Genomic DNA, 20,578 nt, shown 5'->3' on the forward strand with positions numbered 1-20,578 from the left:
AATACAGTGGTGGTGTTGGCCAGGCCGCGTTACATGAACGCGCTTCGCGGAACCAGCGACTGAAAGACCATCACCGCACCAAAAGCTAGCACCAGCGCGCCATAACAGCCGGCGTACACCCACACGCCACGACGGGCACGACGTTTTTGTTCCTTTGTCCAGATCATCGAGATACTGCCGAGTATCGGCAAACCGGTCAGGTCGCGCAGTTCGCGACGACTGTTGAATGTCGGACGGAGCTGGCTGAGCAACAGCGCAACGGCTGCGCCGCCGAGGGCCGCCACACCGAGCACGGCAGTCATCAGCAACGGCCGGTTGGGGGCAGACGGCTGGTTGGGCAATCGCGGCGGGTCGATCACACGGAAATCGACCACATTGGTGCTGGCATCCATTTCACCCGACAGGTGGGCAGACTCACGCCGGGCCAGCAGGCTTTCATAGTTCTGCTTGTTCACCTGGTAGTCACGGTTGAGCTGGGTAAAGTCGGCCTCGACCTGCGGAATGGCATTCGCCGCCGCCTTGAACTGGTTGTAACGGTTACTGTATTCGTTCACACGGGCGGACAAGCCGGCCACCTTGGCTTCGGCATCGGCCAGCGCCACCTTGAGCTGCTGGATCGCGCCATTCTGGCCGCCACCATAATTGGTCGGCTTGCGCCCCTTGGCTTCCTGCTTCCGCTGTTCCTCGAGCTGCTCGATGATGCGTTTGGTGGCGATGATATCCGGGTGCTGCTCGGTGTAGTTCAGGCGCAGGCTGTCCAGATTCTTTTTCAGTGATTGAATGCGCGAATCGAGCTCGGGGTTCAGCCCTTGCGCGTCATCGGACTGCGGCGGCAGCACCACCAGATCATCCCCGCTCAGCTGGCTCTTCAGTGCATCCCGCGCCTTTTGCGCCTCGGCCAATTCAAGCTTGGCCTGATTCAGCGCGGCACCGACGGCAGCCAGCTGGCTGTAGTAATCCTTCCCGTCCTCGGGCATCTGGCCGATATGCTGGCGCTTAAATTCCTTCAGCGAATTCTCGGCCTGCACCAGCTTCTGCTCGTAGGTCTTGATCTGCTCGTCAAGGAAGCGCCGTGCGGTATCCGCATCCTTGCGCTTGTCGCCAAGGCTGCCCTCGACAAAGATCGTCATCAGCGACTGCACCACGTTGCGTGCACTCTCCGGCTTCGTATCCTCGTAGGCGATCACGAACAGGTTCTCACGACCAACCGGGTTGATGCTGATGCGCGAGATCAGGCGGTCGATCAGTCGTTCTTTCTCTTCCGGTGTCTTGATCTTGAGATCGAGATCCGCCATGCGGATCACTTTCTCGATATTGGGGCGACTGATCAGCGTCTTGCTCATCACCGCAATCTGCTGGTCGATGTTGGGTTGAATTGCAATCCCGTTCATCAGAGGCTTCAGCATGCTCTGGGTGTCGACGTAGACCCGTGCCGAGGACTCGAAACGATCCGGCATGGTATACACGAACATCCATCCGCCCAGTGCCAGCACCCAGGACGAAACGAGTGCATACCAGCGGTAATTCCATGCCGCGCGCAAAATTGACGACAGTTGCGCCAAGAGTTCGCTCATCACCTACTCCTCAACCCGCCAGGCAAACCCTGAACATGGGCACAAGCGTGCCATGGCTGCCGCCCGGCGAACGCATCAAATTTACCTGCCGCGACGTCACGACGCCAAGACACAAACCAATCAGAAGAAGCTCTCGGGGATGATCAGAATGTCCCCTGGACGCATTTCCACGTTGGCCGAAATATCGCCAGACTTCAGCAGGTCATCCAGGCGCACGCCAAACTGTTGCTTGCCGCCATGCACGCGAACGATGCTGGCACGGTTGCCGGCTGCAAAGTCCGTCGTGCCGCCGACTGCGATCATCACATCAAGAATGGTCATGTTCTGGCGGAACGGCAGCGCCTGCGGGCGCGTCGCCTGGCCTACCACGCGAATCTGCTGCGAATAGGGGCCACTGAAGCCGCCGACCATGACGGTCACGATCGGCTCCTGGATATACTTGGCCAAGCGCTTTTCGATTTCACGCGCGAGCTGGGTGGGCGTCTTGTTGATGGCCACGACATCCTCGACCAGCGGCGTGGTGATCTTGCCATCCGGGCGGACTGTAACGCTGGACGAGACCTCTGGGTTGCGCCACACCTGAATATTCAGACTGTCGCCAGGGCCGATCAAATATTCGATTTCCGGCGAGGTGTCGGTGGCCTTGCTCGCCACCAGGGAGGATGCGCACCCCCCCAACATGACCATCGCCAATATCAGAACCAACAGATTTTTCAGCATCAAAGCGCCCAGCTTCATATTGCCTCCACCATTTTCCAAGCTCTCATTTTCTTGCGGCATTTTCTCGCCGGAAAAACGGGAGCAATACCGTCAATTTGATGCGCAGAGATTAACACATGATCATTACAATCTCACCAACAAATATTAAATTAGCATAATCTGAAACTCAAAAATATCCATGCACGCAAGGCCCACATTTGTTTTACAAATGAAGAATATTAAGCTGGCCGAAGCATGGATCGGCGACAACACATTACCCTTAACAGATTAAGTGGCCGCCAACTACAGCTTGATGATAGAGCATTTCGACGACATGCCAGGAAATCGTCAGCAGCAGTTACCCGGCGGGCCGGGCCGGCAGGGCAAGCCCGCCGAGAGGAAGATGGCATGAGGCGGCCGGTTGCCGGCCGAGAGGGGGTGTCATGCGTGAGACGGGATGGACGGCCCCATCTCTCCAGCGTACACCCGAGACGCTGCTCGAGAAAGCAAGACGATCAGTTGCCGACCCCTGAAGCAGGAAGCAAGCTGGGGCAGTGAGCCGCCCCCGATCAATACCCGCGTAGTCGCATCCGGCCCAACACAACACCGAACAGGACCATCGCCGACTGCAGCAGCACGGCAGGGCGATTGCCCCAGCGGGTGTAAGGCGTCTCGCCGCGCCGGCCTTGTGCGGTCCCCGTCAGAGTGGTGCGCGTAAACCATGGCGCCGTCGCATCGACCTCACCACGATGGTTGATGATCGCCGTCATGCCGGTATTCGTCGCACGCAGCATGGGGCGCGATGTTTCCAGCGAGCGCATTTGGGCGATCTGCAGGTGTTGCATGGCGGCGGCAGACCGCCCCCACCACGCATCGTTGGTCACATTCAGCAGCAAGGTTGCCTCGGGCAACTGCTCGATGATTTCTTCGCCGAACACATCCTCGTAGCAGATGTCGACGGCGACGGACTGCCCGGCCACCTGCATCGGGCGTTGCTGCAGGCCGCCACGGCCGAAATCGGTCAGGGGGATGCTCAGCCACTGATAGAACACGCCAAACACCGATTTGAGCGGAATGTACTCGCCGAAAGGCGCGAGATGGGACTTGCGGTAGAACTGGCGCGGCGCGCGGCCCAAGCTCATCACGGCGTTGTAGTACTGGCTGCCGTCGCGACTCATCTCCGGCACACCGACCAGGATGTCCCCGCCCAACGAACGGGCATGGTCGGACAGCTGTTGCAGGTATTCCTCGGGAATCTGGTGCAGGAAGATGGGTAGCGCCGTCTCGGGCAGCACGATCAGGTCGGCGCGGGAAGCCAGGGTCTGATCGCGATAGCGATGAAAGGTGTCGACCAGCTCGGACTCCAGCCATTTCTTGTCCTGAGCGACATTGCCTTGCAGCAGGGCAACCGAGATGGGCCTGCCGACGGGCTCGGACCACTCGACCTGGCGCAGGGCTGCACCGCCCCCCCAGCAAGCCAGCAGCAAGATGGCCAGGCCAACCCGCAACCGTCGGCTCAGCGCCTTTGACCAGCAAGCCACCAACAGGAAGGCGCTCGACAGCACCAGCCAGGTAATGCCGTAGACCCCGAGCAGGGGCGCGTAGCCGGCGAGCGGACTGAGCGGCACCTGGGAATAGCCTGGCGCCTGCCACGGAAAACCGGAGAACAACCAGCCGCGCAGCCATTCGCTCAGCCCCAGCAGGGCGGGCGCGAGCAGCAGCCAAGCGCCTATGCGCTGGCGCGCGAGCCGATAGGACAGCCAGCATGCCAAGGCAGGGTAGAACGCCAGGAAGGCGCAGAAGATCAAGGTGGCGCCGCCGGCCATCCACGCCGGCATGCCGCCAAACACATGAAGGCTGACGAACACCCAGCTGACGCCGCCGACAAAATACCCCAGCCCGAACGAGAAGCCGACCCAGGCGGCCGAGCGCGCCGAAGCACTGGTCATCAACAAGCCGGCGAGCACGGCGTAGCCGAGCACCGGAATAGGGAACAGGTAGAACGGTGCGAAGCCGAACACGCAGAACAAGCCGGCGACAAACGCCAACAGATAGCGCAACCTGGGCGGCAGGCGACGCGGCATCAGCTGCCGGCTTTCTCGACGGGCGTCACCAGGATGCTGTGCAGGCGCCGGCTGTCGGCACGCAGCACCTCAAAATGAAAGCCGCTGAAGCTGACCGCCTCGCCACGCTTGGGCAGGTGGCCAAAATGCTTGACCACCAGGCCGCCGACGGTGTCGCAGTCCTCGTCTTCCAGGCGCGACTCGAGCATCTCGTTGAAATCCTCGATCTGGGTCGTCGCCTTGACGCGATACTGGCCGTTACGGTCCTGGATGATGTTGTCTTCGGGCTCGTCGTAGTCGTACTCGTCCTCGATGTCGCCGACGATCTGCTCCATCACGTCCTCGATGGTGACGAGGCCGGACACGCCGCCGTACTCATCTACGACGATGGCAATGTGGTTGCGGCTGGTGCGGAAGTCGCGCAGCAGCACGTTGAGCCGCTTCGATTCCGGGATGAAGATGGCCGGGCGCAACTCGTCACGAACATTGAATTCCTTCTGCGCGAAATAGCGCAGCATGTCCTTGGCAAGCAGGATGCCGATCACGTTGTCCTTGTCGCGATCGATGACCGGAAAGCGCGAATGCGCGGTCTCGATCATGAAGGGGACAAACTCGTCGGGCGTGTCGTTGATGTCGATCACATCCATCTGTGAACGCGGGATCATGATGTCCCGCACCTGGATGTCGGATACCTGCAGCACCCCTTCGATCATCGACAGGGCTTCGGCATCCATCAGATTGCGCTCGAAGGCGCCATGCAAGAGGTCGAGCAGTTGCTCGCGGTCTTCCGGCTCGCGCATCAGCAGCGAAGTGAGCCGTTCAAGCCAACTCGGTTTCGAGGGCTCGTCCATAAGTGGCTGGTTATCCTATTTGACTTGATACGGGTTATCGTAACCCAACTTGGTGACGATTTCGATTTCGCGAGCCTCCATCAGCTCCGCTTCGGCGTCGTCTTCATGATCGTAGCCCTGCAGGTGCAGCACACCATGCACCACCAGGTGGGCATAGTGTTCGTGCAGGGTCTTGCCCTGCTCCTGCGCCTCGCGCCGCACCACCGGGTCGCACAGCACGATGTCGCCCATCAGCGGCAGGCCGGCATCCTCGGGCATGTCGTCGTAGACGAAAGTCAGCACATTGGTCGCGTAGTCCTTGCCGCGGTAGTCGCGATTGAGCTGCTGGCCTTCTTCGGCATCGACGATGCGCAGCGCGATCTCGGCATCGCCCTCGAGCGCGGCGCGCACCCACTGACGCAACTGCGGGCGCGTCGGCGCGTCCTCGGACTTGAGCACATACTGCACCGACAGGCTGAGCTTTGGCCGGGCGGGCTTGGATGCGGCCATCTCAGCCCCCCTGCTCAGGCTTGCCGGACGTCGCCTGCGCCTTGCTGTGGCGGTCGTAGGCGTCGATGATCTTCTGCACCAGCGGGTGGCGCACCACATCTTCGGACTGGAAATGCTGGAAGGCGATGCCGCGCACCTCGCCGAGCACATGCGCGGCTTCGATCAGGCCGGATTTCTGATGCTTGGCCAGGTCGATCTGCGTGACGTCGCCGGTGATCACCGCCTTGGTGCCGAAACCGATGCGCGTGAGGAACATCTTCATCTGCTCGGGCGTGGTGTTCTGCGCCTCATCGAGGATGATGAAGCTGTGGTTGAGCGTGCGTCCGCGCATATAAGCCAGCGGTGCGATCTCGATCGTCGCCTTCTCGAACAGCCGCGTCACCTTGTCGAAGCCCATCAGGTCATACAGTGCGTCGTAGAGCGGCCGCAGGTAGGGGTCGACCTTCTGCGCCAGATCGCCGGGCAGGAAGCCGAGCTTCTCGCCCGCCTCGACCGCCGGCCGCACCAGCACGATGCGCTTGACCAGGTCGCGCTCCAGCGCGTCGACGGCGGAGGCCACGGCGAGATAGGTCTTGCCGGTGCCGGCGGGGCCGATGCCGAACGTGATATCGTGCGACTGGATCTGGCGCAGGTACTCCACCTGGCGCGGCGTGCGGCCGCGCAGGTCGGGGCGGCGCGTCATCAATACCGGTGCGCCATCTTCGACGCCATCCGGCGCGGCGTCGCGCAGGTGTTCCACCAGGCCCAGCTGGATGTCTTCCAGATCGAGATGGCGCTCAGCCTTGGCATAGAATTTTTGCAGCAGCAAAATCGCCTGTCTCGCCTGCTTTTCGCTACCGGTAACGCGAAACTGCTCGCCACGGCGGGCGATGCCGACGTTCAGCGCGGTTTCGATCTGCTTCAGGTTTTCATCGAGCGTGCCGCAGAGATGGGTCAGGCGGCTGTTGTCGATCGGGGTGAACGCCACATCGAGAGTTGTATTCATATCAGGAGCCAGGACGCCTCAAGGCAGGCGGCGGAAACCGGTCATTTTACGCGTTTTTCCCCGCCCGGGCCACGCGACCAGGGCACGGCGGCTGCGGCCCTGCGGGCTCAGCGGGGGTCACCGAGCGCCTGGCGGATGGCATCGAGCCTGGCGGCGGCCACACGTTCGGGAATCTTTCGCTTGTCGTCGCAGGCCATCGCCACGGCCCCGGCATCCACGCCACACGCCGCTGCCAGCGCCAGTTGCAGCCGGGCTGCCTGCGGGTAGGGGCGGGCCTCCCAGCCCAGTCGGCCACGGCTGTCGGCACGGCAGGCCTGCAGCACCAGGCCGAAGCGGTCTGGCTTGCGGAAAGCATCGCAACTTTGCAGCAGCTTGAGGATGGTCTGTGGCCGCAGCTGCTCGGCGCGGTGGATGTCGCCGTGAAAGCGCGCCACTAGCCGGGCCAGGTCGCGGCAGTCGTTGGGCACGCGCACGCGGTTGCACAACGCCTCGACCAAGGCCACGCCACGCGCCTCGTGCCCGTAGTGGTGCGGCCACTCGGCCGCAGACGTGTTGCCCTTGCCAAGATCGTGGGCCAGCGCCGCGAAGCGCACCTCGAGCGGCGCCGACTCGCTCGCCGCATAGTCGAGCACCCGCATCACGTGATCCCCCGTGTCGATCTCGGGATGATGCTCGACCGGTTGGGGCACGCCGAACAGGCGCTCGACCTCGGGCAGGATGCGCGCCAGCGCGCCGCACTCGCGCAGCACCAGCAGCATGCGCGACGGCTGCGCCTCCATCAGCCCCTTGGCCAGCTCCTGCCACACCCGCTCTGGCACCAGGGCGTCGACCTCGCCGCTCCGCACCATGTCCCGCATCAGGCGCTGGGTCTCGTCCGCGACGGTGAAACCAAAGCGGGCGGCAAACCGCGCCAGGCGCAGGATGCGCACCGGGTCTTCGACAAAGGCTGACGAGACATGGCGCAACACACCGGCACGCAGATCGGCTACGCCATGAAAGGGGTCGATCAGCACGCCATGGTCATCCTCGGCAATCGCGTTGATGGTCAGATCGCGGCGCGCCAGGTCCTGCTCAAGCGTGACATCCGCAGCGGTGTGGAACACGAAGCCGGTATAACCCGGCGCAGTCTTGCGTTCGGTGCGCGCGAGCGCGTATTCCTCGTTGGTCGAGGGATGCAGGAAGACGGGGAAATCCTTGCCGACGGGGCGATAGCCGAGGGCAACCATCTGTTCCGGCGTGGCGCCAACCACCACGTAGTCGTGGTCCTTGACCGGCAGGCCGAGCAGCCTGTCGCGCACGGCGCCGCCCACTTGATAGATTTTCATGCAACGTTCTCTGCTTCGGGGGGGCTAAAGTAGCCTGACCGGCCCGTCCTGTCGAGCCAGGCCCTAGTCCGGCGTGCCATAGGGGTCGGGATGAAGGCGCTCCATGTAGCGCTCGGGGGCAGCCAGCCCGGTGAAGCCGAACTGGCGATAGAGGCCATGCGCGTCGCCAGTCACCAGCATCCAGCGGCGCAGCCCCTGCAGCTCGGGGTGCGCCAGCACGCATTGCATCAGCCATTTCGACAAACCCTGGCCGCGGTGGGCCTCGTCGATATAGACATCGCCCAAGTAGGCGATCGTGGCACGGTCGCTGATGACGCGGGCGAAGCCTACCAGGGTTTGATCGTGGTAGACGCCGAAGCAGAGCGCGCCCTCGACCGAGCGCACGAACACGTCGAAGGGAATGCCCTTCCCCCAGTAGCTGCGCCTGGCAATGAAGTCATGCGCCACGGCGAGGTCGAGCCTGGCGGGATCGGTATCGATTTCATAGGCATCGAGCTGCCAGCGCCGATGCGCCGCCATCAGGCCCCTACCCCGCGCGCCATCAGGGCCGCCAGCAAGGGCAGCACCAGCATGCCGAGTAGCTCGACACGGATCAGCATGACGACGCGCCGCAGCGTGCGCTCCGCGAGTTGGCGGCTGCCGGACTCGGCCTGGCGCCGCAAGCGGATGAACGACACGGTGGGATAGATGGACAACAGGCCGACCAGCACAAACAGGCCGAGCTTGGCATGGAACACGGGATTATGCAGGTAATAGCCGGCACCCTTTTCCGCGAACATGCGTGCAATCCCCGTTCCGATCTGCAGCCCGGCCAGGATGCCGTAGAGCCCGTCGATGCGGGCCACGGTGCGCAAGGTGGCGGCGTCAGCCGCGGGGCGGAACAGGCGGTGCTCCAGCGCAAGGCAGGCCAGCATCAGCGCAAAACCGAGGTAATGCAGCCAGGCCAGCAGCGCGTTGCCGATCATTCAGACGGCCTCGACCTCGTCATCCAGCTCGCTTGACGGAATGATGTAAGGCTCGGTCAGGGCCTCGCGATACCAGATCTGCATGGCCGGGGTGTTCAGGATGAAGTGCATGTAGCTGCGCGCGGGCTCGGGCAACTCCACGCCGTAGGTCAGAAAACGCGTGCAGACCGGTGCGAACATCGCATCGGCCAGCGTCAGCTCGCCGAACAGGAATGGCCCCTTGTCGGCGAAGCGCTGGCGGCAGCTCTGCCAGATCTCGACGATGCGCTCGATATCGGCCATCGTTTCGGCCGTGCGCCCATGCCCTGGGTAACGCTTGCGCACATTCATCGGCATGGTCTTGCGCAGGCTCGCGAAACCCGCATGCATTTCGGCGCTGACCGCCCGCACCTCGGCGCGCACGGCCGCGTCGCGCGGCAGCAGATAGCAGCCGGAGAACACCTCGGCGATGTACTCGCAGATCGCCAGCGAATCCCACACCACCACCTTGCCATCGATCAGGCAGGGCAGCTTGCCAGTCGGCGAATACTTGTGGATGTGCGCCTTCCATTCCTGCTCGTAGAGCGGGATCAACACCTCTTCGAACGGGATGTCGGCCTGCCGCAGCAGGAACCACGGGCGTAGCGACCAGGACGAGTAGTTCTTGTTGCCGATGATCAGTTTGAACATAGCTGCTCGAAGAAAGAAAATGCCTGCACATTATGCCGCGCCGCCGCGGCCAACTGAAGCGGGACAACCCGTATATACGGCGCCCCGGCACGGTCAGCGCGAGGGGTCGAGGCGTGCGCGCATGGCGTCGAAGCGGCCGCGCGGCGTCTGGCCGGCCAGGTAGCCCGGCGCGACGGCCTCGAGCCCGCTTGGCTGCCAGCCGAAGATGGCGGGAAACGGGCCGGGCACGGTGCTGGGGACGCTCATCGAACGGATGTTGTCGCGTGACATCAGGCCTCCGGGCAAGTATTCGAGCACCGTCGCCTGCCACATCGACAGCGCTGGCGAGAGCCCGATGATGGGGCGCCGCCAGCCGGTGATCTCACCGACATAGGCTACCAGCTCGCGCAGGCTGTACTGCCTCGGCCCGCCGAGATCGTAAGCCGCGCCCACGGTGGCGGGCAACGCCAGGCTCGCGACGAAACAACGCGCGACATCCTCGACCCAGATCGGCTGGAAACGCGCATCGGGGCAGGCGAGCGGTAATAGCGGAAAGCGCCGCTGCAGCTGCGCGAACATCGTCAGAAAGCTGTCACCGAGCCCGAACACCACCGAGGGGCGGAATACCGTGACGTCGAGCCCCGACTCGCGCACAGCGCGTTCGCCAGCCCCCTTGCTGCGCAAATAATGGCTGGGGCCCTGCTCGCTCGCGCCGAGCGCGCTCATGTGCAGCAGCCGCGAGACGCCGGCCGCCTGGCAGGCTGCCACGATCTTGCGCGGCAGCTCGACATGGGCACGCTCGAAGGCGGCTTGCGCCCCCTGCAGGATGCCGACCAGATTGATCACCGCATCCTGGCCGGCAAGCAGCTGCCTGAGCGCGGCGGGGTCGTGCACATCGGCTTCGACCACCTCTACCGTCGGCAGCAGGATCAGATCGGTCTTGCTGCGCTCGCGGCGCCGGGTCGGCAGCGTCACGTTGACGCCTGCGGCGGCGAGCTGCGCAGCAATATGGTGGCCGATGAAACCGGTGCCACCGATCACACAGACATTGCGGACCTCGCTCGTCATTCGCTACTCCCAAAAAAGTGGATGAGGCAATCAGCCATCGTCACGATCGAGCATCACGCCGAGCAGGGCCTCGCTGCCGTTGAAACGCACCGGACGCGTCCGCAGCTCGATCGACCGCACCGCTCCCGACTTAGTCTTCAGGCGGAAGCGATAGTGCTCGGCATGCTGGCTGCCGCGCAGGTTGGCGATCAGCGCATCGCGCATGGCGGAGGTGTCGCTCGTGTCGGCCAGATCCCACAGCGGCGTGGAAAACAAGGCATCGGCGGTATACCCGGTCAGCTCGCTCAACGCGCCGTTGACGAAACTCGGCCGCTCGCCGCGCAGGATAAAGGTCGGCACCGGCAGCGACTCCACCATGTCCTGATAGAGCCGAGCGTTGCGCTGCAAGATCTGCTGCCGCTGCTCATACTGGATCACCAGGCGCGCCAGCCGCGCCGCGCGCCGGGCCACGAACTGTTCGCGCGGCGAGGGCAAGTGCTTGTCGCGAAACAGCAGGCTGACCACGCCGAGCACATCGTTGCCCTCGGTCAGCACCGGCAACGCCATGCCGGCCTGCAGGCCGTTGCTGGTCAGGCTGGCGGCGATGTCTGCCCAGGCGGCATCCTGCGCGATGTCGCCCGAGGTGATGGTCTGGCGCTGCTCTGCGGCCAGCCCGAAGCCGCCGCCCTGCGTCCCGAAGGGCAGCTCCTCGAGCTCCAGCAGCAACTCGAGCGGCAGATGCGGCGAGCGGCTCAGCCGCAGGCGGCGCTCCACCGGGTCCGCCAGCGCCAGCAAGCAGCGCGAGCCCGATGCCTGGCGCTCGACCATGCTGGCCAGCGCGTCGAGGGCGAAATCGAGGCTGGCGCCATTGAGCATGGCCTCCATCAAACGCACCATATCCCCCATCGCTTCAGCACTGGCTTCTTCATACCAATCCTCATGCGCACCGTAACTCATCGCGGCCTCCAGAAAACAGCAAATTCACGGCTTGTCAGCCCATTCTTGAAAGATAGCAAACACCGCGCGCTTCGCTGCCAGACTCGCGCACGATAGAAAAAATATGCCAATGCGTTTACACGGCGGCGAATGGAAAGGTATAGTTGGCCCAAATATTTGGAGCTTTTGCTCGACGCCACGGCCGACCAACAGGCTGCGCGATCGGCTACAGCGAGTTATAGAGGATAATTCATGAAACGAGCACTTCTGGGCCACGCCCAGCAGGCGGGTTTGGCTGCGCTCACGGCGGGCCTGGTGGCAAGTTGCGGTGGCGGCAGCGGCGGCGGTGGCAGCAACAGCACGGGGCCGAAGATTCCGGACGTGGTCATCGGCGTGGTTTCCGACGGCACCGTCATGCCGGGCGCGTCGATTGCGCTGAAGGATGCCTACGGCACCGAAGCCACGGTTACCGCCAATGTGCTCGGGCAGTTCCGCTTTCCGACCACCGGCCTGATGTACCCGATCATGCTGCAGGCAACTGGCCGCAACGGCCTCTTGTACACGCTGGTCTACGCCGAGGAGGAAAGGGCCAACCTGAACGAGGCGACGACGGTGATCACCGAGGCGGCCGCCAACGTCAACAACACCGATGCGCTCAAGAGCCTCTACAACGACCACGGCTTCGACCAGATCCGGCGCGACCAGTTGCAGAAGGCCGAGAACCTGTACCTGCAGACCCTACACAACGAGATTGCGCTGTCGGCCAGCGTGGTTGACCTGTCGCCGCGCATCAAGGACTTCTCACCCGGCACGACCGACGTGGACGGCGACGCCTACGGCCAGCTGATCAGCTTCGCCAATGTCGAGATCAACCCGCAGGATGGCCGCATCCAGGTGCTCAACCGCCTGCCCGAAGGCGTTGGCCTGATCAACAAGACCGTCGTCGATGGTGTCAGCGATGACCTGCTCAGCGGCGGCCTCAACATCACCGGCCCGGACAACCAGACCACGCCGGCTACCGACTCGCTCAGCCGCAGCCTGCGCCGCAAGGCGCTGTACAGCAACTACCGCTCACAGGTAGACGTCGCCAGTGGCGGCGGCTACGGCAGCCTGTACGGCCCCGCGCAGAAATATGCGGGTACCGAATACACGGCCTACATCGACGATGGCAGCGGCAACAAGAACGTGTTGCTGATGGTGCAGGTGCCGGCCAGCTTCGACGTCAGCAAATCCTGCATCGTGGCAGCCGCGGCGCCAGGCTCGCGCGGCGTGTATGGCGCAGTGGGCACGGCCGGCGAATGGGGGCTCAAGCATGGCTGCGCGGTGGCCTATACCGACAAGGGCGCGGGCGTGGGCACGCACGATGTGTCGAGCGACTCGGCCCTGGCGATTGACGGCAGCGTATTCTCCTCGCTGGCGAGCGGTAACTTCACCCAGTTCAAGAGCGACCTGAGAGACCCGGCCCTGGCCAATTACAAGATCCAGTATCCGGGGCGGCTGGCGTTCAAGCATGCGCACTCCAAGCAGAACCCCGAGCGCGACTGGGGCCGCAACACGCTCAGCGCCGTGCGTTTCGCCTTCTATGTGCTGAACCAGCAATACGCGCCGACCTCGACCTTTGCCGATCGCCATCTGCGCGCCGTCAAGCCGGAAAACACGCTGGTGATCGCCTCCTCGACCTCGGCCGGCGGTGCCGCGGCACTCGCGGCGGCCGAACAGGACAAGATCACCCTGGTCGACGGCGTTGCCGTGGCCGAACCGCAAGTCCAGGCCGGCGACCTGCAAGGGCTCGCCGTGCAGCAGGGCGCCGCACTGCAGGCCGCAGCGGGCAAGGGCGTGCTCGACTACATCAGCTACGCCAACCTCTACCAGCCTTGCGCCAGCCTGGCCGCCAGCGTTGCCGGCGCACCGGGGCTGTCCCAGCTCGACGCGACCAATGCGACCAACCGCTGCGCGGCCCTGAAGCAGGCCGGCCTGCTCGCATCCAGCAGTGTTGCCGATCAGGCCAGCGAAGCCCTGGGCAAGCTGCACGGGTACGGCTGGCTCGCAGACAGCGACGTATTGCACGCCTCGCACTATGTCTCGATCACACCCGCCATGGCGACGACCTATGCCAACAGCTACGGCCGTTTCGGCGTCGAGAACAATCTGTGCAACTTCAGCTACGCCCTGGCCGGCAGTGACGGCAAGGCGGTGGTGCGCAGCAACCTGTTCCTGCTCGACATGTTCGTCAACAGCAATGGCCTGACACCGGGTTACGGCACCCACTTCATCTACAACACGCTGCTGCCCGGCGATGAAGCACACGACGAAGCCGCGCCCAATGGCTCGACCTTGCACATCCCCGATGTCTATCGCGGCCTCTTGGTGACCATGGCGCTCTCCCCCAGCACCGGCAAGTCCGATTTCGCCTTCGATGGCGCGCTGTGCCTGCGTGAACTGGCGACAGGCAAGGATGCAGCAGGCCAGGACCTCGCCGCCGGCACGCTGGCCGACCAGGCCACGCGTGTGCAGAACGGCATCAAGGAGATCCAGTACACCGCCAACCTGCAGGGCAAGCCCGCCGTCATCGTCCACGGCCGCGCCGATGCGCTGGTGCCGGTCAACCACAGCTCGCGCCCCTATGTCGGGAAGAACGCACTGGTCGAAGGCGGCACGAGCAAGCTGCGCTACTACGAAGTGCTCAATGCCCAGCATTTCGACGCCAGCAACGGCACGATCGCCGGCTACGACACGCGCTACGTGCCGCTGCAGGTCTACTACAATCAGGCGCTCGACCTGATCTACGCCAATCTCAAGACCGGCGCGGCGCTGCCGGACAGCCAGGTGGTACGCACCACGCCGCGCGGCGGCTCACCCGGCGCAGCACCGGCGATCAGCAGCGCCAACGTCCCGGGCATCCAGGCCACGCCAGGCTCGGCGGACCGCATCACGCTGAGCGGCAAGACACTGGTGATCCCGGACTGAGCGCAGCGCACCCGGTCAAGCCCCGGCCCCGACAGGCCGGGGCTTTTTCCATGCTCGACGCACGGGTTGGTGGGCTCAGGAGCCCGCTCATGCCCTGCCCGCTACACCAGGATTGCCGGCTTCAATTCACCGGACGTTCGCTTAAGCCATGGCACCCTTGGAAAATATAATTTTTCGTGCAGATATTCGATAGTGCAAATACGATAGATTCGCCATGAATCATCATTTGTACACGAGTACCCCGGCCATCTCGGGCCGGCTGTTGTATGAATGGTCTACTGATTCGCACACTAACAGCGACATGGGCTTGTTGTTCGAAATGGGCCCAATGTTCCAGGCAATCGTTGGGCTTCGCAAGTTCAGCCCAAGCTACGCCGGGGTGCCGTTCAAAGCCTTGCAGAGCGGGTTGAATGGACTGCGCGGATCGGCGCCTGGCTTGGTCTTGCTGGATTTGCGGATTGTGCCTTGGGCTGGCTTGCCCGGGAAACCGGTGTCACCCTCTCCCCAGCCCTCCCCGTCAAGGGAGAGAGAGTGACCCGGTTGATTTGTGGGGTGGGCCTCCGATGGCTCTGTGCGGTGTCCCGGGGTCTGGCCTCGCGGAGTCGCAGATTAGGTCTTTGGCTATCGCACTCAGCTTGCCTGCCCTGCCCCCCGCTGTTAACGTCACCCCTCCGCCCAATCCGTCACAGGAGCCGCCGTGCACCTCTCGTCGCTGTACATCTATCCCATCAAGTCCTGCGCCGGCACCCCGCTCGCCGAGGCGGCCGTCACCGACATGGGGCTGGCCAGCGACCGGTGCTGGATGCTGGCGGACAAGGCGGGGCGCTTTCTCACCGGGCGCGAGCACCCACGGCTGGTGCAGGTCAGCATTGCGCTGAACGACGCGGGCTTTGTCGCGACGGCGCCCGATGCCGAGCCGCTGACGGTGGTGCGGCGCGACTTCACCGAGGCCGTAACCACCGGCGTATGGCGGCAGGAATTCGAAGCCTGGCGCGGCTCGGACGAGGCCGACGACTGGTTCAGCTTCTACCTCGGGCTCGACTGCCAGCTGCTCCATATTGGCACGCAGCCCACCAGGCGGCTGAAAGTGGACGAGACGTTGCCGATGAGCTTTGCCGATGGCTACCCCTACCTGTTGATCGGCGAAAGCTCGCTGGCTGATCTCAACGGCCGGCTGGCGCAGCCGGTGTCGATGCGCAACTTCCGCCCCAACCTCGTCGTGGCGAATGCTCCGGCCTTTGCCGAAGACGGCTGGCAGCGCATCCGCATCGGCGCGATCGAGTTCGAGATGGCCAAGCCGTGCGAGCGCTGCGTGTTCACCACGGTCGACCCGGACAGCGGCAATCTCCACCCGGAGCGCCAGCCGCTGGTGGCACTCGGCGGCTACCGGCGCAGCGAAGCCGGCATCCTGTTCGGCCGGAACGTGATTGCCCGCGCCACGGGTACGCTGTACGTGGGCGACCCGGTCGAGGTCATCGCCTGACGCATCGCCGTGTGGTCAGATTCATCAAGCCTGCGGAGTCGCAGGCTTTTTTAGTGGCCGGCAGGATGGGCGGGCGACAAACGACGCCATGGGCACGCGCTGGGGCAGGCAGTGGAACATCGGGGATGGGCGCGGGCTTTCGGCGGCCAGCGGGCCACGGAAAACACGGAGGGGAAAACGCCCTGCCGGCCGGATCGCAACCGGCAGGGGTCAATGCGCGCGACGAGGCTGTGCCGCGCGCAACAGGAGAGGCGGTGTTGCTTAATCGGCCTGGCGGCGCAGGAATGCCGGGATATCCAGCATTTCCGGGCTAGGCGCTGTGCGTGGCGCTTCGGCCACCGCCACGGCAGCACCGAGGCCCATCGAGCTGCTACGATCGCCACGGTTGCGACGGAACGCAGCCGGGGTGTCGTAGTGGTCCCACTCGCTGGCCGAGGCGTTGTCGGTGCCGGTCGACTTCAGCACCTGCAGCTTGGGCTGGGTGCGGCTGCTGGTGGCAGCCTGGCCGCCGATGCCGGTGGCAACGAGCGTCACGCGCAGGTCTTCACCGGCGTTTTCGTCGTAGACGGCGCCGAAGATGATTTCGGTTTCGTCGGTGCAGTAGGCGCGGATGGTCGCCATCACTTCGTTGACCTCGCGCATCTTGAGCGAGTGGTCGGCGGTGACGTTGACGATCACGGCGCGTGCGCCGTTCAGGTTGTAGTTTTCCAGCAGCGGGCTGGCCACGGCCTGCTCGGCGGCGATGCGTGCACGGTCGACGCCGGACGACGTGGCCGAGCCCATCATGGCCATGCCCATTTCACGCATCACGGTGCGCACGTCGGCGAAGTCGGCGTTGACGATGCCGGGCACATTGATGATCTCGGCGATACCGCCCACGGCGCCACGCAGCACGTCATCGGCAGCGCGGAAGGCCTCCTTCATCGACACGTCGTCGCCGAGCACTTCCATCAGCTTGTCGTTGGGGATCACGATCAGCGAGTCGACGTGGCGCGACAGCTCTTCGATGCCCGACTGGGCCGACTTCTGGCGCTTGCCTTCGAAGCCGAAAGGCTTGGTCACCACGGCCACGGTCAGGATGCCCATTTCCTTGGCGATCTGTGCCACGACTGGCGCCGCGCCGGTGCCGGTGCCGCCGCCCATGCCGGCGGTGATGAACAGCATGTCCGCGCCGCGGATGCTTTCGGCGATGCGCTCACGGTCTTCCATGGCGGCATCGCGGCCGACATCGGGGTTGGCGCCGGCGCCCAGGCCACGGGTCAGGCCCGCACCCAGTTGCAGCTGGCTTGGCGCCTGGTTGCGCTTGAGCGCTTGCAGGTCGGTGTTGCAGGCGATGAATTCCACGCCCTGCACGCCGGCGCTGATCATGTGGTCGACGGCGTTACCGCCGCAACCACCGACGCCGACGACCTTGATGACCGCTACAGGAGCGATCTCTTGTACGAGTTCGAACATTTGTTTGCCTCTCCTTTGTTAAACGGTGCACCGCGCGGTCGCTCCGCGTCGGCACCCCGGATCCGTTAAACCTGAAAAATCGACCTTAAAAATTGCCTTGAATCCATGCTTTCATGCGCTCGAGCACGCTTCCAAACCCGCTGCCCTGCAGGCGCGAGGTGGTGTGGCGCTGATATTGTTCTTTACCCATCAACAGCAGACCGACGCCGGTGGAGAAGCGCGGATTGCGCACCACCTCCGAGAGGCCGCCCACGTACTGCGGCACACCGAGCCGGACCGGCATATGAAAGACTTCCTCACCGAGTTCGACCATGCCCTGCATCTGGGCCGAGCCGCCGGTGATGACGATGCCGGAAGACAGCAAATCCTCGAACCCGGACCGGCGCAGCTCGGCCTGGATCAGCGAATACAGTTCCTCGACGCGCGGCTCGATCACCTCGGCCAGCGTCTGGCGCGACAGCTGGCGCGGGCCACGTTCGCCCACGCCGGGCACTTCGATCATCTGGTTCGGGTCGGCCAGCTGGCGCAGCGCGCAGCCATGTTCGCGCTTGAGGTCCTCGGCCTCCTTGGTCGGGGTGCGCAGGGCCATGGCGATGTCGTTGGTGATCTGGTCGCCGGCGATCGGGATCACCGCGGTATGGCGGATCGCGCCTTGCACGAACACGGCGATATCGGTGGTGCCGCCGCCGATGTCGATCAGGCAGACGCCCAGATCCTTCTCGTCGTCGGACAGCACGGCGGTGGCCGAGGCCAGCGGCTGCAGGATCAGGTCGGCGACTTCGAGGCCGCAGCGGCGCACGCATTTCATGATGTTCTGCGCGGCCGAGACGGCGCCGGTGACGATGTGCACCTTGGTCTCGAGCCGCACGCCGGCCATGCCGAGCGGCTCCTTCACGTCTTCCTGGCCGTCGATGATGAATTCCTGCGGCAGGATGTGCAGGATCTGCTGGTCGGTCGGGATGTTGACCGCGCGCGCGGTCTCGATCACGCGCACCACGTCGGCCTGGCTCACTTCCTTGTCCTTGATCGCCACCATGCCGTGCGAGTTGAAGCTCTTGATGTGGCTGCCGGCGATGCCGGTGAACACTTCCTTGATCTTGCAGTCGGCCATCAGCTCGGCTTCTTCGAGCGCGCGCTGGATCGCGGTGACGGTCGACTCGATGTTGACCACCACCCCCTTCTTCAGCCCGCGCGACGGCGCCTGGCCCATGCCCACGATCTCGATGCGGCCGTCGGCCTGCACATCGGCGACGATCGCAACGATCTTCGATGTGCCGATATCGAGGCCCACCAGCAAATTCTTGTTTTCCTTAACTTTGTTCACCGAGAACTCCACTCAAGCAATATTCCACTCTGTTTCTCACGCTGCTTTTTTCGTGACCTTGGGCTCGACGATCGGCACCTCGGGCTTGGCCTTGACCGGCTTCGGCTTGAAGTCCGGCATGCGCACCGCGAATCCGTTCGGGTAGCGCAGGTCGACGTATTCGTTCTTGTTCTGCAGCAGCGCCAGCGACTTCGGATAGGCCAGCACGAACTTTTCGAGCCGCTCCTTGACGTTGTCGCGTCCAATTTCCACCGTGAGCCCATCGTCGAGCTTCACGTTCCATGCACGCCGCGCAGACAGCGAAATCTGCGCCGGCTTTTTCTTGATCGGCGCGAGCATGTCGCGCATCTCGAGATACCCCTTCGACAGCTCGACTTCCGAGCCCGCCTCGCCCAGCAGCACCGGCAGCGGGTCGTTGCTCGCGGCATCGAACAGCTCGCCGTAGGTGTTCACCAGCGCCGCAGAGCCCCAGCGCGCGAGCGCCAGATGCTCTTCGAGGTTGATCTCGAGCCGGTCCGGCCAGTGCCGGCGGATGCTCACCGTGCGCACCCAGGGCAGCTTCTCGAACGCCTTGCGCGTGCGGTCCAGGTTCAGCGTGAAGAAGGTGCCCTTGAGCTCGTTCTTCACGATGTACTGCACCTGCTCGCGCGTGATGTGCTTCAAGTCGCCGCTGACCTGGATCTGCCGCACCGGGAACACCGGCAGATGCACCACCACGAACAGCAGCGCATACAGGAACAGCAACGCCGCCAACGCGTAGAGCAGGTTGGCAAGCCACATCAGCAGTTGCGGCCTATCCCACATGCGCGACCTCGTTCACCATCTGCCCGTCGTCCCTCTCAGCCCACATGCGCCGTGGCCAGCACGCGCACCACCAGGTCTTCGTAACTGATCCCGCGCGCTCTTGCCGCCATCGGGAACAGGCTGTGGCTGGTCATGCCGGGCGCGGTGTTCACTTCGAGCAGATAGGGGTTGCCGGCTTCGTCCAGCAGGAAATCGACACGCCCCCAGCTCGAGCCGCCAATGGCCCAGAACGCCTTCTTCACGAGGCCGGCGATCATCTCTTCCTTGTCGGCCGGCAGGCCGGCGGGGCAACGGTACACCGTGTCGTCGCGGAAATACTTGGCCTGATAGTCGTAGAACTCGGTCACCGGCTCGATCTTGACGAAGGGCAGCACCTCACCGTCGAGCACCGCGGCCGTGTATTCGCCGCCGCCGCAGAAGGCCTCGGCCAGCACCAGACTGTCGTACTTGCGCGCCTCGGCGTAGGCGGCCTGCAGCTCGCCCGGCTGTTTGACCTTGCTGATGCCGATGCTCGACCCCTCGGTCGCCGGCTTGACGAACAGCGGCAGCCCGAGCTCGCGCTCGACGGCGGCGAAGTCGCTGCTGTCGTCGAGCAGCACGAATTTCGGGATCGGCAGGCCCAGCGCTTGCCAGATCAGCTTGGTGCGCAGCTTGTCCATGCCGATGGCGGAGGCCATCACGCCGCAGCCGGTATAGGGGATGCCCATGGTTTCGAGCGCGCCCTGGATCGTGCCGTCCTCGCCGAACGGGCCGTGCAGGATCAGGAAAGCGCGCTCGAAGCCCTCGGCCTTGAGCGCCGACAGCGGCTTCTCGGCCGGATCGAACCTGTGCGCATCCACGCCCTTGGCCAGCAATGCAGACAGCACGCCGCCGCCGCTCATCAGCGACACCTCGCGCTCGGCGGAATTACCGCCGAATACCACCGCCACCTTGCCGAATTGCTTCACGTCCATCTCAACCATC

The 20,578-nt window shown here is 64.1% G+C and carries 18 protein-coding genes; 2 read left to right on the forward strand and 16 right to left on the reverse strand.

Going from position 1 to position 20,578, the window contains the following annotated elements:
* Nucleotides 1-29 precede the first annotated feature (29 nt).
* The 12 genes from ABWL39_RS12205 to ABWL39_RS12260 all read right to left on the reverse strand — a co-directional run bounded on the left by ABWL39_RS12205 (nucleotide 30) and on the right by ABWL39_RS12260 (nucleotide 11,603).
* A complete protein-coding gene (locus ABWL39_RS12205) occupies nucleotides 30-1,574 on the reverse strand; it encodes an XrtA system polysaccharide chain length determinant (RefSeq protein WP_367791214.1) in 1,545 nt (514 codons plus the stop codon).
* A 120-nt stretch (nucleotides 1,575-1,694) separates the two neighbouring features.
* A complete protein-coding gene (locus ABWL39_RS12210; protein ID WP_367791217.1) occupies nucleotides 1,695-2,312 on the reverse strand; it encodes an XrtA/PEP-CTERM system exopolysaccharide export protein in 618 nt (205 codons plus the stop codon).
* Nucleotides 2,313-2,842: 530 nt separating this feature from the next.
* Nucleotides 2,843-4,357, reverse strand: a complete 1,515-nt coding sequence (gene lnt, locus ABWL39_RS12215; protein ID WP_367791220.1) for an apolipoprotein N-acyltransferase — start codon at nucleotides 4,355-4,357, stop codon at nucleotides 2,843-2,845.
* The gene (locus ABWL39_RS12220; RefSeq protein ID WP_367791223.1) at nucleotides 4,357-5,187 is read right to left on the reverse strand and encodes an HlyC/CorC family transporter; all 831 of its coding nucleotides are present in this window, start codon (nucleotides 5,185-5,187) and stop codon (nucleotides 4,357-4,359) included. Before ABWL39_RS12220 ends, lnt begins: the two co-directional genes overlap by 1 nt.
* Before the next feature lie 15 nt (nucleotides 5,188-5,202).
* Nucleotides 5,203-5,676, reverse strand: coding sequence for an rRNA maturation RNase YbeY (gene ybeY / locus ABWL39_RS12225; RefSeq protein WP_367791225.1), 474 nt, complete (start codon nucleotides 5,674-5,676; stop codon nucleotides 5,203-5,205).
* 1 nt (nucleotide 5,677) lies between these two features.
* On the reverse strand, nucleotides 5,678-6,661 hold the full coding sequence (locus tag ABWL39_RS12230; RefSeq protein ID WP_367791228.1) for a PhoH family protein: 984 nt from the start codon (nucleotides 6,659-6,661) through the stop codon (nucleotides 5,678-5,680).
* Between the two features lie 107 nt (nucleotides 6,662-6,768).
* Nucleotides 6,769-7,986: a multifunctional CCA addition/repair protein gene (locus tag ABWL39_RS12235; RefSeq protein ID WP_367791231.1), complete on the reverse strand. Its 1,218-nt coding sequence runs from the start codon at nucleotides 7,984-7,986 to the stop codon at nucleotides 6,769-6,771.
* A 63-nt stretch (nucleotides 7,987-8,049) separates the two neighbouring features.
* Nucleotides 8,050-8,505 carry a GNAT family N-acetyltransferase gene (locus ABWL39_RS12240; RefSeq protein ID WP_367791234.1) on the reverse strand — a complete coding sequence of 152 codons (456 nt, stop codon included), beginning with the start codon at nucleotides 8,503-8,505 and terminating at the stop codon, nucleotides 8,050-8,052.
* Nucleotides 8,505-8,951 (reverse strand): DUF2214 family protein, encoded by a 447-nt coding sequence (locus ABWL39_RS12245; protein ID WP_367791237.1) that lies wholly within the window; start codon nucleotides 8,949-8,951, stop codon nucleotides 8,505-8,507. Before ABWL39_RS12245 ends, ABWL39_RS12240 begins: the two co-directional genes overlap by 1 nt.
* Nucleotides 8,952-9,620: a glutathione S-transferase family protein gene (locus ABWL39_RS12250; RefSeq protein ID WP_367791240.1), complete on the reverse strand. Its 669-nt coding sequence runs from the start codon at nucleotides 9,618-9,620 to the stop codon at nucleotides 8,952-8,954.
* A gap of 93 nt (nucleotides 9,621-9,713) precedes the next feature.
* Complete coding sequence (locus ABWL39_RS12255) at nucleotides 9,714-10,667, reverse strand: complex I NDUFA9 subunit family protein (RefSeq protein ID WP_367791243.1); 954 nt, start codon at nucleotides 10,665-10,667, stop codon at nucleotides 9,714-9,716.
* Between the two features lie 30 nt (nucleotides 10,668-10,697).
* On the reverse strand, nucleotides 10,698-11,603 hold the full coding sequence (locus ABWL39_RS12260; RefSeq protein WP_367791246.1) for a PAS domain-containing protein: 906 nt from the start codon (nucleotides 11,601-11,603) through the stop codon (nucleotides 10,698-10,700).
* Nucleotides 11,604-11,834: 231 nt separating this feature from the next.
* Between ABWL39_RS12260 and ABWL39_RS12265 the strand changes: the two genes are divergently transcribed.
* The gene (locus tag ABWL39_RS12265; RefSeq protein WP_367791249.1) at nucleotides 11,835-14,549 is read left to right on the forward strand and encodes a 3-hydroxybutyrate oligomer hydrolase family protein; all 2,715 of its coding nucleotides are present in this window, start codon (nucleotides 11,835-11,837) and stop codon (nucleotides 14,547-14,549) included.
* 697 nt (nucleotides 14,550-15,246) lie between these two features.
* Nucleotides 15,247-16,032: an MOSC domain-containing protein gene (locus tag ABWL39_RS12270; RefSeq protein ID WP_367791252.1), complete on the forward strand. Its 786-nt coding sequence runs from the start codon at nucleotides 15,247-15,249 to the stop codon at nucleotides 16,030-16,032.
* A gap of 261 nt (nucleotides 16,033-16,293) precedes the next feature.
* Here ABWL39_RS12270 and ftsZ read toward each other — a convergent pair whose 3' ends face one another.
* From ftsZ to ABWL39_RS12290, 4 genes are all read right to left on the reverse strand, one after another.
* Entirely contained in the window at nucleotides 16,294-17,487 is a 1,194-nt protein-coding gene (ftsZ, locus tag ABWL39_RS12275; RefSeq protein WP_367791255.1) for a cell division protein FtsZ, read from the reverse strand.
* A gap of 85 nt (nucleotides 17,488-17,572) precedes the next feature.
* The gene (gene ftsA, locus ABWL39_RS12280) at nucleotides 17,573-18,811 is read right to left on the reverse strand and encodes a cell division protein FtsA (protein ID WP_367791258.1); all 1,239 of its coding nucleotides are present in this window, start codon (nucleotides 18,809-18,811) and stop codon (nucleotides 17,573-17,575) included.
* Nucleotides 18,812-18,847: 36 nt separating this feature from the next.
* Nucleotides 18,848-19,615: a cell division protein FtsQ/DivIB gene (locus tag ABWL39_RS12285; RefSeq protein ID WP_367791261.1), complete on the reverse strand. Its 768-nt coding sequence runs from the start codon at nucleotides 19,613-19,615 to the stop codon at nucleotides 18,848-18,850.
* Nucleotides 19,616-19,650: 35 nt separating this feature from the next.
* Nucleotides 19,651-20,568: a D-alanine--D-alanine ligase gene (locus ABWL39_RS12290; protein WP_367791264.1), complete on the reverse strand. Its 918-nt coding sequence runs from the start codon at nucleotides 20,566-20,568 to the stop codon at nucleotides 19,651-19,653.
* Between the last annotated feature and the right edge of the window lie 10 nt (nucleotides 20,569-20,578).

Origin of the sequence: Chitinivorax sp. PXF-14, from assembly GCF_040812015.1 — a bacterium.
GTDB lineage: Bacteria > Pseudomonadota > Gammaproteobacteria > Burkholderiales > SCOH01 > JBFNXJ01.

Excerpts from the sequence above, each read along its gene's own strand:
- ABWL39_RS12210 (WP_367791217.1), bottom strand. The coding sequence starts at position 2,312 with ATGAAGCTGGGCGCTTTGATGCTGAAAAATCTGTTGGTTCTGATATTG.
- ABWL39_RS12290 (WP_367791264.1), bottom strand. The coding sequence starts at position 20,568 with ATGGACGTGAAGCAATTCGGCAAGGTGGCGGTGGTATTCGGCGGTAAT.
- ftsZ (WP_367791255.1), bottom strand. The coding sequence starts at position 17,487 with ATGTTCGAACTCGTACAAGAGATCGCTCCTGTAGCGGTCATCAAGGTC.
- ABWL39_RS12220 (WP_367791223.1), bottom strand. The coding sequence starts at position 5,187 with ATGGACGAGCCCTCGAAACCGAGTTGGCTTGAACGGCTCACTTCGCTG.
- lnt (WP_367791220.1), bottom strand. The coding sequence starts at position 4,357 with ATGCCGCGTCGCCTGCCGCCCAGGTTGCGCTATCTGTTGGCGTTTGTC.
- ABWL39_RS12240 (WP_367791234.1), bottom strand. The coding sequence starts at position 8,505 with ATGGCGGCGCATCGGCGCTGGCAGCTCGATGCCTATGAAATCGATACC.
- ABWL39_RS12235 (WP_367791231.1), bottom strand. The coding sequence starts at position 7,986 with ATGAAAATCTATCAAGTGGGCGGCGCCGTGCGCGACAGGCTGCTCGGC.
- ABWL39_RS12255 (WP_367791243.1), bottom strand. The coding sequence starts at position 10,667 with ATGACGAGCGAGGTCCGCAATGTCTGTGTGATCGGTGGCACCGGTTTC.
- ABWL39_RS12265 (WP_367791249.1), top strand. The coding sequence starts at position 11,835 with ATGAAACGAGCACTTCTGGGCCACGCCCAGCAGGCGGGTTTGGCTGCG.
- ABWL39_RS12245 (WP_367791237.1), bottom strand. The coding sequence starts at position 8,951 with ATGATCGGCAACGCGCTGCTGGCCTGGCTGCATTACCTCGGTTTTGCG.
- ABWL39_RS12250 (WP_367791240.1), bottom strand. The coding sequence starts at position 9,620 with ATGTTCAAACTGATCATCGGCAACAAGAACTACTCGTCCTGGTCGCTA.
- ABWL39_RS12260 (WP_367791246.1), bottom strand. The coding sequence starts at position 11,603 with ATGAGTTACGGTGCGCATGAGGATTGGTATGAAGAAGCCAGTGCTGAA.
- ABWL39_RS12230 (WP_367791228.1), bottom strand. The coding sequence starts at position 6,661 with ATGAATACAACTCTCGATGTGGCGTTCACCCCGATCGACAACAGCCGC.
- ABWL39_RS12285 (WP_367791261.1), bottom strand. The coding sequence starts at position 19,615 with ATGTGGGATAGGCCGCAACTGCTGATGTGGCTTGCCAACCTGCTCTAC.
- ybeY (WP_367791225.1), bottom strand. The coding sequence starts at position 5,676 with ATGGCCGCATCCAAGCCCGCCCGGCCAAAGCTCAGCCTGTCGGTGCAG.
- ABWL39_RS12205 (WP_367791214.1), bottom strand. The coding sequence starts at position 1,574 with ATGAGCGAACTCTTGGCGCAACTGTCGTCAATTTTGCGCGCGGCATGG.